Raw genomic sequence first — 17207 nt, 5'->3', positions numbered from 1 at the left:
TCAGACCTCCCCTTCGTCCCAGCCCGGTTCCACCAGGAACACGGCGTCGTCGGACGGGTCGTCGCCCACCCGGACCTCGATCTCCTCCTCCGGCCGGGTGGGCTCGGCATGGCCCACGTAGTCGGGCTGGATCGGCAACTCCCGGTGTCCCCGGTCCACCAGCACGGCGAGCTGGATGGCCCGGGGCCGGCCCAGGTCCACCAGGGCGTCCAACGCGGCCCGCACCGTGCGGCCGGTGTAGAGCACGTCGTCCACCAGCACCACCACCCGGTCGTCCAGGGAGAACGGGATGTCCGTGGGCCCCAGGGGCGGCGGGGCCCCCTTGCGGCCCAGGTCGTCCCGGTACAGGGTGATGTCGAGCCGGCCCACCGGCACCTCGACCCCCTCGGCCTTGCGGATGTGATCGGCGATCCGGCGGGCCAGCCGGTCGCCCCGGCGCACGATCCCCACCAGGGCCAGGCCCTGGGTGCCCCGGTTGCGCTCAAGGATCTCCAGAGCCATGCGCGCCAGGCTCCGGCGCACGGCATCAGCGTTCAGGAGCACCCTGCGGTAGGTCTCGGCCATGGGAGGACCCTTTGGCTAGAAGGCTGGAAGGCTAGGAAGCTGGAGGGGGGACCGGCCTCGCCCGAACTCAAAAAAAAACCTTCTCGCCTGGGCGGAGAAGGTTTCGTCTCGGGTTGCGGGGTGAAACGGATCCGACATCGATGCTCCTACGGGCCCCCGGTCTCCGGTTGGCGCCGGAGTCTACCAGGGCGTCCCTGGGGGGTCAACCGCTCCGGCCGCGATTTCGCCGGGGGGGCCGCCACCCTCCGGGGCCCCTGGGTCACGAGCGCTTCCAACTCGGCCAGCGTGCCCTCGAACCGGCGGGCCAGAGGCCCGGTTTCCAGGCCCAGGCCTTGCGGAAACCCAACCCGGCCGTCCCGCGCCACCGTAACAACCCCTGCCCGAAGCGGGGTCCGGCCGAGTGACACCTCGCGAGGGGCTTTCAACTCCACTCTCCAGACCCTGGGATCGAGCCGCCCCCGCGCGGCCCGCGCCCGGAGCGTGCGCCCCTGCCGGTCCGACAACTCCACCCGCACCCCTTCAAGGGTCACCTCGGGCTTCAGGGGCGTGCGAAAGAGCTTCCCCACCCGCCCGTCCCGGGTCACCGACCGCGCCGCCTCCACCACCAGCCGTGTGCCCCGCGCCGGATCCTCTTCCACGTACTGGACGCCGGTCACCTCTTGGCGGATGCCGGAAAAAGGCCGGACCGGGGATTCGGTCCGCCCGCCGCCCCAAAAAATGGCGGATCCCCACACGGCCGCGGCCACGAGCGCGCCCCCCAGGAGGCACAAGCGGCCGGAGCGCGAGGCGAACCGATTCATGCGCCGCCCAACCACGAGACCGGGGAGGCCCAACGGCCTCCCCGCATCACCATCATGCGTAACAACCCGAGCAAGGGCAAACGACTCTGCGGCATCAAGGAGACGAAGGAGACAAAAGAATCCACAAATCCAATACCAGTCTTCCGTCGGGGAGAAGGACTGCCGGAAGGATTCTGGAAGATCCCGCGGAGATGTCGGGATCGGTCGAGCTTGACCAGGTCATCTCGATGCCCTCCGCCGCAAGACTCCACGAGCCCTCCTCGTGGTACCACGCCTCTGAGGGGCCATACTCTTCGTGGTCGATGACGAAAGATCCATCCTGGTTGAACTCGACGCTCACCTTGAGCGTTCCGAACTCGTCCCTAAGCTCCCAGATCCCCACCAATTCCGTGTTCTCGGTGGGAATCCACCCACCCGGGTCGGTGTCGTCGAGAGGATCCGTTCCCAGGGTCAACTCCAAGCCGTCCCCCACCTTATCCCCGTCCGTGTCCGGATTGACAGGGTCTGTGCCGAGACTCATCTCCTCGTCGTCGCTGATCCCGTCTCCGTCCTGATCTTCCGTCGTGATCATCACGGGGTTACTGTAACTCCTCGCGTAGTTGTCCCCGTCGTCCGTCCAGGCTCGGCCCTGCATCTCCCAAAGCCAACCTTCCGAAACCGGGGAGTAGGAATCCAGGAGTTCCACAACATCCGCAGGTATCGTCACCGAATTTGTGCCTTCCAGATGAAGCACGTAGAAGAAGTCCACCCACGACGGAGCGGGTCGGCGGAACACCAAGCGCAACTCGTCGTAGTTGGGAGCCTCCGGCTCCGTCCAGGACAGCGTCAAACTGCCGTCGGGCTGCCACTCGTAGGTCATGCTGGCGGAAGACACAAAGTTCATCGACCGGACCTCCGGCATGGTGGTCTCCCTCACCAGCGTTCCGCCATCGGGGTCGGTAACCTTGAACCGGTAGCTTCCCGGGACCAAGTCCATCCCCGTGAGGTCGAACCAGCAACCGGCCCAACGCCCCTCATCCGTCGTTTGCTCGGTTGGGTCGAACACCACGTAGTCCGCACCCACGAACTGGCAGGCGTCGCTAACGAACGCGCCCGAGGAGTCCTCCAATCGGGCGTACGAGATCGACTCCCCCGTCTGGGGGAACACCCCGCCGTCCATCAGCGAGATCCACGCACGGAACCCGTTCCGGGACGAGTCCTCGTAGTTGCGGTACTGCACGTAAGCGAAGTCCGATGACAGGCGCTGACTCGGGCGTTCGCCCCAGGCCATCGGGTCCGTGCCCGCGTTGACCTCCTCGCCGTCCGTCACCCCGTCTCCGTCGGTATCCGCCACCGTCGGTTGGGTGCCGTACACGTTCACCTCGTCCCCATCCGTGAGTCCGTCCCCGTCCGAGTCGGGATTGGTCGGCACCGTCCACCACTCCGTGATCTCCTCGTAGTCCGACAGTCCGTCGCCGTCGGTGTCGGTGGGCACGGAACCCTCGGTGTACGTGAGGTTCAGGTCGGCCTGCTCCGAGTAGCCGCGGGCGTAGTTGTGCCCATCGTCGTCGTACGCCCGGGTCTGCACGATCCACTGGAACGGCCCCGTTCCCATCGCCTGGATCTGGGTCACCACCTCGGGGGGGAGCACGGCGTACTCCTGGTCCGGCGGAACCCATGCGTAAACGATGTCGGCCGGGTCATCGGGGTTCGCCATGTCCAGCACCACGATCCGCAACTGGTCCACCTCGCCCCAGTTGGGCTCCGACACCGGGTTGGACCAGGTCAGAAGGACCCCGCCGTCGGCCTGCCGCTCGGACGAAAGGTTTGTCACCAGAGGAAGAACGACGTCCCCGGGATAGTTCAACGAGTAGTCGAGCGAACCGCCACCTGCGTACTGACCTGTGAAGGTGTAATCGAGCCCCCCCTCGAGCGATGAGCCCAGCGTCCAGAAGAAGCCGGCGTACGTGCGCAGAGTCCCATCCCAGTAACACTCGCCTCCGCTGCAGGAGAGCCACAAGTAATCCCCCGCATCCAAGCCCGCATCGCCCCAGGCGCCCCCCGGAACCGGACTACCCGACGGTTGCTCGACCTGAAGCGAACGAAAATCCTCCGGGCCCAGCGGATCACCGGCCTTTTCGAACTCGATCCAGGCCCGCACCCCGTCCTTCGCATCGTCCGGATAGTTGCGGTACTGCATGTACGCCCAGCTCACGATCGGATCGTTCCAGGCCCAGGGGATGTCGACCGCCTTGGCGTAGCCCCGGGCGTAGTTCAAGTTGCCGTTGTCTTCGTCATAGGCCCGGGTCTGGATCTGCAGCTTGAGCGCCGGGAATTGCTCGTACTCGGCCACGGTCTCGAGCACGTTGGCCGGGATCAGGAACGATTCCTGCGTCGGGTCCACCGGGATGTACAGCACGTCCCCCCAGTCGGGGTCCAGGAGAACCACCATGATCCGGTCCACCTGGCCCCAGTTGGGGTCTGCCGTCGGATTCGTCCAGGTGACGCGGAGGCCCCTTGAGGTCCACTCATAGCCCACATCCCGCACATAGGGGAGAACGACTTGCCCAGGGAAGTTGATCGTGTAGGTACCCACTCGGCCGTCGGTCGTCGTCACCCGAAGAGTGTAGGTTCCCCTGGGGAGATCCGGCAGGCTGAAGTACACACCGGTGTTGATCCAAGGGTCGGAGAGCCTCCACCCACCCCCGCTGCTGTAGTAGCTGTGCCCGCTGTCGCCCCAGAACTGCCAGGGGTTCATCGTGACCGGGTTGTCGGCCGAGTCGAGCACCTCGACCTCGGCGATGTCCGACTCGGACACGGGAGAGCCGTCCAGCCTCAGATCCGCCCAGGCCCGAAACATGTCCGGGGAATACGTGTCCGACGGATCCTCGTGGTTCCGGTACTGCAGATAGGTGAACCCGAACCGAAGCCCCGTGTTCTCCGGCGTGCTCTCCCAGTCGTTGGGATCCGCCCCCGCGGCCACCTCTTCGTTGTCGCTGTACCCGTCCCAGTCCGAATCGACGCTGCTTGGGCTCGTCCCGTACGTCATCACCTCGTCGTAGTCCGAAAGGCCGTCGCCGTCCGTATCGGCGGCGTTCGGGTCGGAACCGATCCAGGACTCCTGGTCGTCGGTCAACCCGTCGCCGTCCGTGTCGGCACCCGCCGCGCTGCACGGGGGCACGGCCAGGGAGTACCCGAGGATCCACTCGGGTGGCCACCCGGTTACGTCCGAGGCGTCCCACTGCTCGCCCCATGCGGAGGCTTCGTGGACAAAAACGCGACCGTCGCCTGCCGCAAGGGCAAGGGCACACGAGGGGATGAAGAGCTCGACTACCCCATCGCCAACGGCGGACTCCACGCCCTCTTCGGGGAGGCCCCACACGTAGGCGCCGCCAGACCACACCTCGATGCCCCAGACCCATCTGTCCACCCCCGCGGTGCCGGCCCGACCGAACGACAGCGACACCCACGACCCGGCGTAAAGGTACGGGGACCGAATCAGCAGATAGATGCCGTCGCTCGCTTCGACCTGGGCCACCTCACCGAACGCCCCGAGCGGCGTAGCTACGACGCCGGTCCAGTCGCTGTCGTCCCCGTCCACCGAGATGGCCGCCCCCTCGAGCTTCGCCACCGGGCGCAGAACCACCCGTTCCGCCGTGTAGCCCGCGCGGGTGACGAGGTCAGGCCGCCCCATCTCGACAAGTTCGAGCGCCGTCGCCGGGCCGCCCTCCCACGAGTCCGTCAGCCGCGGCCCGCTCGGGCCCGCCCAGAGGTAGGCTTCCACTCCGCCACCCGGGAACTCCACGTCCTCCACCACGGAGGCAATGAAGCCGGCGAGATAGGAATCTCCGTCGATGCGGGTGTCTTGGTCGTAGTACACGCTGCCGTCCCAGCCGGTCCACGGCGTGAAGGTCACGCTGACCAGACCGGCGGCCACGTCGTCGGCCAACCCGGCCCCGTCGAACGGCTCGTCGAAAAGGGCGGAGAGGTCGATGCTCAAGTACTGGAGATACAGCGGGATCCGGGCCGTTCCGATCGTCTCCCCTGTGTCGGGGTCGTCCCTGAAACTGGTGAACTCCTCCTCACCGGGCTGCCAGAACGGCACCGGGGTGAACCCGGCCGCTTCGGCCGAGGCCACCAGGGCATCCAGCGTCTGGGTGAGATACGGCCAGTACCCCTCCAGTTCGGGAACGAGGGTCAGGAGATCGTCGGACTGGTCGTCGGTCTCCGCCGCCATGGCGTCGTGGGCCGCTTCCAGCCCGTCGATCGCATCCACGAACGCCTGCTTGGCCGCAGCCATTCGGTCGGCCGCATCGCTCCGCAACACCAGGTCTTGGAGGTTCAGCAACGAGAACACCGGCCCCCGGGTCTCGTCGTGCGTATAGTCGTAGGCCAGCGCGAACTGCAGCAGGAACTCGCACCAGTCCAGAGCCGCGCCCAGCAACTCCACGTCCGCGTCGTCCACCTCGTACTCGGCCCCCTCGATCGTGACGGTGAAAGAAACCGGGCCGGTCACGGCGTCCAGAAGGGCCCCAGCCGCCACGACCCTGTCGAGCGCTTCCTCGGCCGCCGCCCGGTACTGCTCCGCGGTTGTCGCCGCAGCCAGGCGTGCCGACCGTCCCATGCCCGAAGCGCCGCCCAAGCCTGCTCCCATGTCCAAGAAGTCATAGGTTTGCAGCGTGTCCCCCACCACCTGGAGACCCAGCGCATCGAGCAGGGCGTAGAACGGCGAGGCCGAGTCCTTTGCCTCCTCGGCCACCGTCATGACGGTGGTCAGGGCATAGAGAACCCGCGCCGGGTCGGTAAGGGTGCCTCCCTCGTCCATCTGGGCGAGCACCGCGTGGGCCGCGGCCACGTCACCGGCCTCGAGATAGGCCTTGGCCTCGCCGAACGAGGACGACATGGGCGTACGGGGGTACTCGTCCTCCCCGTCCTTGATGCCGTCGTAATCTGTGTCGTCGTTCAGGGGATCGGTGCCCTGGGCCACTTCGGTACCGTCCGACAGTCCATCACCGTCCGAGTCGGCAGCCAGCGGGTTGGTGCCCCGCTCCACCTCGGCGCTGTCGGTTAGGCCGTCGTCGTCCGAGTCGGGGTCGGTATCGCTGGTTCCCAGTTCCGACTCCCTGGCGGCCGACAGCCCGTCTCCGTCGGCATCCCGGTACAGAGAGATCCGGGCGCTCGCGCTCGAGCCTCCTGCGGTCGCCTCCACCACGAGCTCGCCGGCTTCCACCTCGCCGGAGGTTACCGTGTGGCAGTACTGATTGCCGTCTTCTACGACATCGCCGGCATTGACCGTCCACGAGACGGAGCTCAGGTTCCGCCCGTAGGCCACGAAGCACACCTCATCGCCTTCCGTAGCCTGACTTCGGTCCGCCACCACGGACCAGACGACCGGGGTGGGCTCGACCACCTCGAACTCGGCCGACCGGCTCACCGTCTGCGCGCCGTCCGAGACCGCCACGGTGAGCCGATACACGCCGGCTTCCCGTCCGCCGGTGTCGACCGAAACGTACGCGTCACCCCCCAGCTCCACATCGACCGATTCGAACTCGCCGTCCTGGTTCCGGCGCTCCAAGGTCCACGCAAACGTCAACCCGTCCCAGTCCGGGTCCCAGGCATAGACCCACGCCTCGACCTCCTGGCCCCGCATGACCGTGGACGGTGCCACCATGAGCTCCTCGACCCTAGGCGGTTCGTTCACGTCGGCTGCCCGGATCTGCACCCAGAACGAGTTCTGCGCCACCGCATTGTCATCCGCGTCGAGCACCTCGAAACGAAACTCGTGCCAGCCGGAGGCGGCCGACTCGGGCACGGCGATCTCCAGGTCGACCGTGGCCTCTCCGTCGGTGAAAACGAGATCGCCTGTCGCGGGACTCTCCAACACGCCATCGGCCGACATCCGGTAGGTGAACGGATCGGTTCCGCACCGGCGTACCACGAGCGTCGCTCGCCACGTTCCCCCGGCCACCACGGACGCGGCGTACTCCTGCACCTCCACAGAGGGCGGGACCTGCACGCCCTCGATCTGGATGTCGTGCGCGACCGTGCCGGTTCGGCCGAACAGGTTCAGGGTTTCCGTCCACACCTCGTCGTCACCGTACACCACGAAGATCTTCTGATCCGTCTCCGCGGGCAGGTACACCTCGTACCGGCCCTCCCCGTCGGTGCTCGTCCACCCCTGCTCGTAGGTCAGAAGACCGGCCCATGCCGCCGGGCACCCCGCTCCAAAGGTTACCCGGCCCGTGACACGCACGGGTCGCACCACCTGCAGCACGAAGGAGGGGCCCTCCTGGGTGTCCTCGGTGCCCGGCACAACCTCCTGGCTGTCCTGGATCCACTGGCCGGACACGCCGTCGTAGTAGGCCACCGTCACCTCTGCCGCCACCCCGGCGACCACCTGGACCTCGTACCCGCCGTTCTCATCGGTGGTCGTGTACGCCCCCGTGTCGGTCCAGACCTCTGCACCCGCCGCCGGTTCGGGGCCCGCGCCGTCGTCCACGAGCACTGTGCCGAGCAAGGTGACCTGATGGACATCGAAGTACACATCCGGCTCGTCTTTCGTGACCTGGGTCTGGGTGGTCAAATCGAACCTCCAGCGCACCCATCCGGAGACCTCATAGACGCCGTCCTGTGCTCTGGGCACCATCACCGAGTACCGCCCGTTTCCGTCGGTCCAGGTCTCGTACCCGGCCACGTTGAGGTAGGCCCAGCGGGCGGGCTCGGTGGTCTCGTCGTCCGTACCGGCACCGGTACGGACGTAGGCCGTGCCCTCGAGGGTGACCCACTCGGTGGGCTGCTCCAGGGCCACGTCGCCCAAGTCGACTTCGCCGTTGGCACCTTCCACGGTTCGGGTGGCGCGCACCGACTGCCAGGCATCCGGGTCCCAGTACTCGAACACCAGCGTGACGTCCTCACCGGATGGGGCCGGAACCTCGAACGTCCCGTCGCTTCCGGTCACGGCCGCCGCCCCGCTGGACGCCCGCACGGTCACGTACTGGATCGGCTCGGCTGGGTCGCTGCCGGCCCACACGACCCGGCCCGTGATCCGTGCCCGCTGCAAAGTCAGAATGCCCGCGTGGTACAGGGGCACGCCTTCACCGCAGCTGTCCTGGGTGCCCGCGCCCGTGTCCACCTCCACCGCTGTATTCTCCTGCTCGGTCACGAACACCCGGACGATCGCGTCACGGCGCACCCGGACGAGAAAGTTCCCCTCGGCGTCGGTGATCGCGTCGCTCGCGCCCTGGTAGTTCACGCCTTCGGCCGTGATCCACGCGCCTGCCAGCACGTTTCCGTCGGCGTCTTGCACCGTACCGTCGATGCACGCATGGGTGATGATGGGCCAGTCCACGTTCCACCATGAGAAGTGCTCGGCCTGGGCCTGGGCGTACATAACCTCTTGGCCCTGCTCCGCCACTTTCACCAGCGTCGCCTCACCCTCGCGCACCCAGATCCCCTGCTCCTCGTCATAGGAGTACCACGGGATCACGGTCTGACCGCGGTTGTAGAGGTCGAGGTACCGAGCCTGGAGGCCGTCCGGAATGCGCAGGCGCACGGTCATGGGCTCGTCCAGTTCGGGAATCTCGTTTCCCTGCTCGTCCTTGAGGCGGATGTTCACGAACGCCACGGACTCCAGGCTCACCTCGTCCTCCGCTCCCTGGAACGCGCTTCGCGGCGCCCGGGCCGCCAACCGGGCGCGGGCCTCGGAGTCCTTCGCCCGGAACGAGCCCGGGAAGATCTCCTTCTCCCGGAGTGGGTCTCCATAGGTAACCTCGGCGGTGAACTCCGCCGCCTGGTCTCCGAGCCCACGACTCGCTAGATGCCGGGCCATGCTGCGACGAAGCGAGCGGAACGGGATGTTCACCCGCACCGAGCCGTCCGGAGACTCGAGCACCAGCGAGTCGCCGGCCATGCGCGCGCCACGACGACCCGCCGTCAGCCCCGACAGACTCACCCCGGTCATCACCGTGACCGGCTTCAACACCACCACGAGGTTGGCCCCGCCGTCCGACACCGCCGAGAACACCTTCTGGTTCTCCGCGTAACCGTTTGCACGCACCGTGAGTTTGATCTGCTCGCCTCCCTCGTCCACAGGCACGGAAAGGGCGAAGGCGCCGTTGCCGTCCGTAACGGTGCTGACCCCGAGCCCTTCCACGGTCACCGTGGCGCCAGCCACTCCCGCGCCGGTCGCCAGGCTCCTCACCGCCCCTGACACGAGCATGCCCGTTTCCCGGGAAGCCTGGCGGGCCTCCGCGTTCGCGGCCTGCTGCGCCAGCGTCTCGGAGAGTCCGACCGCGCCCAGAACCTGGGAGCGAAACGTTTCCGACCACTCGGCCGAGTTTTCGGAGAACAACGAGAGGTTCCCCGCTTTGGCAGCCAGCTCCTGCAAGAAGCTCGGGACCGATTCCGATTTGCCCCGCGTTCTTGCCATCTTTGCGAGAGAGGCCAGGGCACGGATGCGACGGCGCGCCACCTCTTCCGACGGGAAGGACCGGAGGTCACCGGCTTCGAGCCCGCACACCTGGGCCGCCTGCTGACGGGCCTGGGCGACGGCGTCTCGACCGGCGCCGGCAAGTCCGTTCGCCAGGAATCCCCGGGCCATGGTGAACACCGGGTTGGGCGCCACGAGCACCGTGGCTCCGTTGGTTCCATAGCCGATGTCCTCGAACCTGGCGGTGTTCGCGGTGTCGTCGGCTGTACCGCCCGTCCCGTCCGGACCCAAATCCGTTCCACCGGAAACCTCCACGAGGAACGGCCCTTCATAACCCTTCACCTCGATCGAGTAGGTGCCGTCCTGCCCCGTGGTGGCGGTAGCCAACTCCGTCCCGTCGGGCTTCCGCACCACCACCGTCGCGCCGGCCAGCGGCCCGTCGAACGCCTGGCCGGAGACCTCGAAGGAGACGGTCTGTGACTCGCCCGCGCCGCCTCCTCCACCGCCTCCTCCACACGAGACGATACCGGTCAGCCCCACGGCCGCCGCCACGGCAACAAGCCAACGCACCCCCATCCTCGTCGCTCGCCCGCTCATGATCCCCTCCTTTGATAGAATGTTTTTTGCTATCTTAGAATCAATAAAAATGCCTGGCCGGTTTCCCGACCAGGCATCCGCTTTTCACTATGGACCCCACCCAGCCACACCCCATTCCTCCCCTCCGCCAACGAATCCAACGTAGCGGCTCCGGGGCATGAGACTAGAGAAATGATACGGGGTTTGTCAAGGGACTAGGGACGGAAATCCGGTCCCACAGCACAAGGTCCGAGCAGGGGGGAAATGGGAAGCGAGGAAGCGGCGATCGAGCTCATGGGTGCGACAGAACCGTCAAGAAACACCCTCCCGACGCCCCGGCAGACGCAGCCTCCGGCGTGGTGTCTGAGGAGGGCTGCGACGCCGAAGACGAGGTCTGGGGCACTATACCCAAGGAATACTCCAAGTCTGAGGAGTCCTCGTTCATCACGGCCACGTACAAAGGCCCGGACCCCGGAATATCCACCCGCGTGTCCCCTTCCGACACCTCGACGACCTGACGGAAGGCCCCGCCCCCCCGGGAGAACGCCAGTCGTGCCGTGACCGGATTGGGGGAAGAAAAGGACACTTCCAGCCCCGAGGGGGCCGACTCGGCTCGGAACAGGTTCGCGCCGTACCGCCCCGGAGCAGAAGACGAGGACGAGGCATAGGTAAGGGGAAGGGTCGAGGCGGTCCGCGCCAGGCTTGGAACCGCCGGGGCCCGAAACCGTTCTCCGTCCGGCCAGAAATCCTCCGGGTGGGCCGCAAGAGTCCAGAACGTGGCTATGGCATCCCCCAAAGGAACCCCGGCCCGCGCCAGAAGGGCATCGTCCAGGACGACTTCCAGCCCTTCGTCATAAGCCCGCGAGAACACCTCGATCCAAAAATCCGGGCCGTCGTATCGCAGCCACAAAAACCCCGGGAAGATGGCGGCGCCGTACTCGTGCAGGCCGTCTTGGCTGTTCAAGGGGTCCTCCGGGTGCGCCAGGAACTCGCGGACGTAGGTCACGTAGTCGTCCACCTCGGGGGTTACCACCTCCTCCATCCAGGTGGCCGTAGCCTCGAACCACCATCCTTCGTCTCGCCAGCGCGAATCCGGAACGGCTACTTCGTCATCCCAGGGATAGCCGAGAGAGCGCTGCACCGCGTGGAACAGCTCGTGGGCGGCCGTGGCCCGGAGGACCGATCGCTCGTCGTCGGCGTGCAGGGAGAAGTCGTCGTTGAACACGAAGTACGCCACGCCGTAGTCGTTGTCGATCTCGGTGTAGGCGTAGTACGAGGAGTCGTCCTTCCCAAACGACACCTCCACCCAGGCACCGGGACCGAGCTCGGTCATGCACACCTTATCCGACGGGGTGGAATCGGGGTCATAGTTTTCTCTGCTGCACACCTCCAGACCCGTGTCGACGAAGTACACGTCCAGGAAGTAGGTGTCGGCGCCGTAGGGTGACGGGAACCCCAGCGCGATCATCTCGTCATAGGCAGTCTCCAAAGCCGTGGCCGTCTCGTCCACCCAGTCGGGCCGACCGTTGCCGTCGGCGTCGGCCCAGTCCGGGTCGGACCGGTCGTACTCGTTGCCCCACAGAAGCCGAAAGTGTTCTGTGACGAAGGCCGTGGCGTTCCTCGTGGGGACCGGCGCCACCCCCCGAAAGGCCGAACGGCGGGGAAGCGGCCGGGCGGCCTCGAAACGCCCCGGTCTGTCACCCCTCAGCCCCGTTGCGCAGCGGCCTCCCCAGGAGGCCGCAGGGACGACGGCCGGAAGCACCAGACACATCCCAACGATCAGAGACCGCCACCGCTTTTGCGTCATTTCCCCTTATCCTCGCGAAAAACCGGGGAGGCCCGCAGGCCTCCCCGGTCGATTTGGGCGGGTCCTCTTACGGCCCCGCCGGAGTCCACAACATCCACAGGTCCAACACCACCCTCCCGTCGGGGAGGAGGACCACGGAGAACGTCTCGGTCTCCCCGGCCGTGGAGCTCGGATCCGTGGAGGTGCTGACCACCGTGGTCAATGTGGTGCCATCGGTGGACAGGCTCCAGGTGCCCGTCTCGGACCACGTGGAACCGTCGGACGGGTCCGTACCGCTCACCTGGTACGTGTTGTCGCTGTTGAAGACGGCGGTCTCGAACACGATGGTCCCGCTCGGATCGAGGTTTTCCCAAGTGCCCACCAGGTCGGACTCCGAGGACGGCGGGGCGGCCCCGGGGCTGGCCGCGTCCGTCGGGTCGAAGCCCAACCCCACCTCCAGACCATCACCAACGCCGTCGCTGTCGGTATCGGGGTCGTCGAACGCCGTGCCGGTGTCCACGGTCTCCACCCGGTTCGGGAGCCCGTCGTGGTCGCCGTCGATCACGTCGAGGATGGCGGCAAAGTAGTCTTCCGTCAAATCGGCCAGGGTACCCATGCCGCCCATGTTATTGGCGATGGCAAACTCCAAAGCCAACGGGTTGGCGTCCGTGATGGTCGTCTGATCCAACGCCCCGTGGCAGCTGGCGCAGTTGCTGTCGTATAGGGCCGCGCCGTCCAGGGTGCCCGGTGTTCCGGACTCGGGCGGCGCCTCGCAGGCATCCCCCACGCCGTTCAGGTCGATGTCCTCCTGGCCGGGGTTGTACGCGTTCGGGCAGTTGTCCTGCTCGTCCAAAATGCCGTCCCCGTCCATGTCGCCGGGCTCGCCAACGGTGCTCTGATCCTGGCACGCATCGCCCACACCGTCCATGTCGACGTCAGCCTGGTCCGGGTTCGGCACCATCGGGCAGTTGTCCTGCTCGTCCAAAATGCCGTCCCCGTCCGTGTCGCCGGGCTCGCCAACCGTGCCCTGCTGACCCTGGCACGCGTCGCCCACGCCGTCCATGTCGACGTCGGCCTGGTCCGGGTTCGGCACCATCGGGCAGTTGTCCTGCTCGTCCAAAATGCCGTCCCCGTCCGTGTCACCGGGCTCGCCCATCGGCTCTCCGCTCAGCGCGGCGGAGATGGCCTGCAGGTCCTCGTCCGTCAACCACCCCAGCTCGTACATGCTTTGCTCTTGGTTCAAAGCGTCACGAATGGCCTCTGGGGACGGATCCTGCACCGTGGTGTTGTCGATGCCCAGGTGACAGGGCTGGCAGTTGACCTCGTAAAGGGCCGCGCCGTCCACGAACTCACCCTCACCAGGGGGCGGAGGCATGGCTCCCGCGTTCCACGAGCACCAGTCCATGGCAGACGAGGCGTCTAGGGGATCGGAGTCCTCCCTCACCTCGTCTCCGTCCGAGCAGCCGTCGTTGTCCGTGTCCCACAACGTTTCATCCGTCCCGATCTCGGCCTCTTCGCCGTCAAATAGGCCGTCCCAGTCCGAGTCCACGCCCAGGGCCGGGCCCGGAGCTGTCTGCAAGGAGTTGGGATCGTTCGGGTCGTCGGGCGCTCCGGTGATCACCATGGACTGGTGCATGCACGGCTCGGAAGGATCGCCACACTCGTCCCACTCCACCGTGAGCATACCGCCCCACGCGTTGAACCAGACCTCTTTGCCGGGCGCGGGGTACCACAGGTCCTCACACACCATATTGCCGGCGCCGTCGTCAAAGCAGGTGTCGCCGCTGTCGGGGTCACCGATCACCCCATCGTCGTTGACGTCGCGGAACAGGACGATGTTGAACCAGGCGTCTCCCTCCCGGTTCAGGAGGTCACCGATGGTGGCGACGAGAGTGTACTGGGTGTCCGTCGGGCTCACGGTCGCCGATGCCAGCACCTCCCGGGAGTACTTCCACTTGTCCCACTCGAACAAGGCGTCCGGGTTGTACTCGTTGACCTCCTTGAGCAAAGCCACACGGTACGGGTACCCGTCGTCGGGCACGCTCACCGTACCCTCGATCGCGAACTCGGCGTTCGTGTCGATGGGATCGGCCACGAAGAACTCTGCATGGGCATTGCCGCCTTGGCCCAGCTCTTTACCCGTCTCTGCATCGATGAACACCACCGCCACGTCGAGCTGGTACGCATCCAGGTCTGTCACGTCCTGCTTCGGGAAGTCATAGGGGATCGTAAAGGCACGGGTGAACAGGATCTTGTTTCGGTCCCACGTGCTGTAGATCGGATCCCAGTCCCACCAGGGGCAGAAGTCCTCGCCGGGCGAGCTCGTCTCGTCGTCGGGGTCGGTCCCTGCCACCTGCTCGATGCTGTCGGCCACCCCATCGCCGTCGCTGTCCGCCAGGTGCTCGGCCGGCGTGCTCTCCGGGTTCCACGGATCGGTTCCCAGCTGCATCTCTTCGTAGTTGCTAAAGCCGTCGTCGTCCGCGTCCACGGCTGTGGCGCAAGCGCTCCGGCCCACGTTGAGGTGGTAGCCGATCTTCACGCCCTCGGGCAGGTCCACGTCCGGGGCCTCCCACTTCACGGTGATCCGGGCCGCGTCGTCCGTGCCGTCCCCGTCGGTGTCCACGTTGGCCGCGAATCGGGTGGCGCCCTGCTGGTTGTACTCCTGCCAGAGCTGGTTGTTCTCCTCCATCTCCTCCGGGCTCGCGTTAGCCGGAAGCGGCGGAGGCATCCCCAGAGGCGTGGTGATGCGAGGATACGCGTCCGTCATCCCCGTGATGACCTTCCGATCGAAGATCTTCGTGTACTCCTGGCCTGTGGCGTTGTCCACCACCGTTACGACGTACTCACCCGACGCGAAGTCCGACACAATCCTCTCCGGGTCTGGCTCCGGGGGATTGTTCGGATCCGGCTGGGCCTGGAAGTCCATCTCCGCCCACGGATCCAGCCGGAAGCACTGGCCCCACGGGTCTCCCCAGGGCTCCGGAAGCAGCTCGATCTGGCCGGTGGTTCCGTCGCTTTTGGGGTAGGTGAGCATCACGGTCACGTCCATCGAGGGAAGGTCCTCGCCAGGCCCTGCGGGCTCGGGGCCGGCGGGCCCGCCGGACTGCATCATCTCGATCATGTACGAGAGGTTGCTCACACAAGTGCCCGCATTCAGGATGTCGATCTCGTATCCCATCGGCTCGCCGTTGGGGCCGGTGTCATCCACCCACATGCGGCCCGGGTAGAGCCACATCTCGTGGATGTCGTACCCGACATCGTAGCGCTGCCACATCTGCTGGCCCGGGTTCTCCGGATCCTCCGAGAAGAAACCCATCAGCTCCATGATGGAGCCGGGAGCCATGGGGTTGAAGTCGAACGGGTCCTCGCGCTCAGCCGTGACCACCCCGTTCTCGTCCGCCTCGGCGCTGAAGGTGGCCTCGAGGTTCAGCACCTCGGGCAGGAACTCGTCCACCAGGTAGACCGTGAACGCGATCCCCTGGGGCATCTGGAGCTCCGTGTCCTTTTGGAGGTCGGTCCAGACCGAGCTCTCCTCGGGCGGAAACAGCCCCAGCAGGATCGGCGGGATCTCCGCGAGCTGCTTCTTCTCGTCCTCGGTCAGGTCGGTTCCGGCCTCCCGCTTGGCCACCAGGTCGTACACGGCCGACATTTTGGTGCTGAAATGCTCGAGCACGGAGGGCACGGTGACCCCGCTGGTGTCGACCTGCTCGCGGAACTCGATGCCGTTCATCACGGCAGGCAGGAGGTCCTGGACGGTCGTCTTCCATCCGCCCACGTACTGATCCGCCATGAACTGGACCATGAACGCCGGTACGTCGTCGTCGCCCACCAGCTCCGCGAACACCCGGCGAATGAGCTCACGCTTGCCCTCCTCGGTGGAGGTGTCCAGGCGCTGGAACTCCTCGGCCTTCTTCTCGGTCTTCACTGCCGAGACCTCGTTGTCCACCGACTCGTCCGACAGGAGCACGCCGGTGACGTCGTCCATGTTGTCGTTCTCCACCTCGTCCAGCGAGGAGGTGTCCACCGGCTCCTGCCCGGTGTCGTCTCCGTTGGCGGCCTGCTCGACCACCTCGGCCACCTCGGGCGGGGTCTCCACGACCATGGACGGGATCTGGATCACGCCCTGCTCCACCATGGTCTCGATCGCGTCTTTCACGGCCGTGACGATCCGATCGATGATCTCACTGTCGATGCCGGTGCCGTCGGTCGCCTGGAGGATCGCGTCTACGAGCGCCTCGGTCACCACGCTCGCCTTCGGAGAGACCTCCACCGGAGGAGCCTCGGTGACCCCTTCGGGAACGCTCGCCAGGGCCTTCATCTCCAGGAGCCGGGCCTTCTCACCGGTCCGCTCCACGACCTTCATGTATCGGACAATGTAATCCACGCCGTCCTTCACGCCGTCGAACTCGAACTGGACCTTGCCCGTCTCCGGGTCGGTTACCAGTTGCCCCTGGATGCCCGTGTCCTGGAGGTCTCCCTTCTCGTCCATCACGTACAGCTTAACGATGGCATCCGTGGTGAGATCCGTTTGGGCGGCGTACAGGCTCCGGGCTGCGCGCCGACCTCCCCGGGCTCGCGCAGCCGCCCGGCTGAGGCTGTTGGCATCGGCGCTGCTCAGACCGGACAGAGACACGTCGCCGGTCAGCTTGGCCAGCCCCGAGTAGGGGTTTGTCGTCCCCTGGTCTCCCGTGTCCGTATCTCCCCCTGTAGAGCCTCCGGTGTCGCCTGTGTCGCCGGCGGTGCTCCCGGTGTCGCCCCCGGTCGTGCCGCCCGAGTCTCCACCGGAGGTCCCTCCGGTGTCGGCCACGGTCGTGCCGCCGCCCCCGCCGCCCCCCCCGCCACCACAGGCGGACAGGAACAGCCCCGCCGAAAACAAGACCGTCAGCAGGACGATCCACGCTGAATGTCTCCCTCGTTCTCTCATGGTGCACCTCCTTGTGGGTGGGTTAGCAGTGGCTGAACGAGGACCTGAATGCTCATTCACAGAAAAACCGAGCCCCCCGTTCCCTCTGGGAGCGGGGGGCTGAGAACCGACCCCAGAACCGCGTATCGTCCACGTGTCCCGGTTCGGGTC

Annotated in this window: 5 protein-coding genes; all 5 read right to left on the bottom strand. The window is 66.5% G+C overall.

The window, feature by feature from the left end; all coding sequences use genetic code 11:
• On the bottom strand, positions 1 to 564 hold the full coding sequence (pyrR, locus tag DEFCA_RS0101800; protein WP_025321340.1) for a bifunctional pyr operon transcriptional regulator/uracil phosphoribosyltransferase PyrR: 564 nt from the start codon (positions 562 to 564) through the stop codon (positions 1 to 3).
• 146 nt (positions 565 to 710) lie between these two features.
• Entirely contained in the window at positions 711 to 1364 is a 654-nt protein-coding gene (locus DEFCA_RS0101795) for a hypothetical protein (protein WP_169709405.1), read from the bottom strand.
• 94 nt (positions 1365 to 1458) lie between these two features.
• Complete coding sequence (locus DEFCA_RS20150) at positions 1459 to 10368, bottom strand: carboxypeptidase regulatory-like domain-containing protein (protein WP_025321338.1); 8910 nt, start codon at positions 10366 to 10368, stop codon at positions 1459 to 1461.
• A 271-nt stretch (positions 10369 to 10639) separates the two neighbouring features.
• Positions 10640 to 11986, bottom strand: a complete 1347-nt coding sequence (locus DEFCA_RS0101785; protein WP_169709404.1) for a hypothetical protein — start codon at positions 11984 to 11986, stop codon at positions 10640 to 10642.
• Between the two features lie 235 nt (positions 11987 to 12221).
• Entirely contained in the window at positions 12222 to 17057 is a 4836-nt protein-coding gene (locus DEFCA_RS22800) for a thrombospondin type 3 repeat-containing protein (RefSeq protein WP_245693411.1), read from the bottom strand.
• Positions 17058 to 17207: the final 150 nt, after the last annotated feature.

The sequence above is a fragment of the Deferrisoma camini S3R1 genome, assembly GCF_000526155.1.
GTDB lineage: Bacteria > Desulfobacterota > Deferrisomatia > Deferrisomatales > Deferrisomataceae > Deferrisoma > Deferrisoma camini.
This window is presented reverse-complemented; position numbering and strand designations above follow the sequence as displayed.

Bases quoted from the DNA above. Each gene is read 5' to 3' on its own strand.
- pyrR (WP_025321340.1), bottom strand. From the start codon at position 564: ATGGCCGAGACCTACCGCAGGGTGCTCCTGAACGCTGATGCCGTGCGC.
- DEFCA_RS0101795 (WP_169709405.1), bottom strand. From the start codon at position 1,364: ATGAATCGGTTCGCCTCGCGCTCCGGCCGCTTGTGCCTCCTGGGGGGC.
- DEFCA_RS20150 (WP_025321338.1), bottom strand. From the start codon at position 10,368: ATGAGCGGGCGAGCGACGAGGATGGGGGTGCGTTGGCTTGTTGCCGTG.
- DEFCA_RS22800 (WP_245693411.1), bottom strand. From the start codon at position 17,057: ATGAGAGAACGAGGGAGACATTCAGCGTGGATCGTCCTGCTGACGGTC.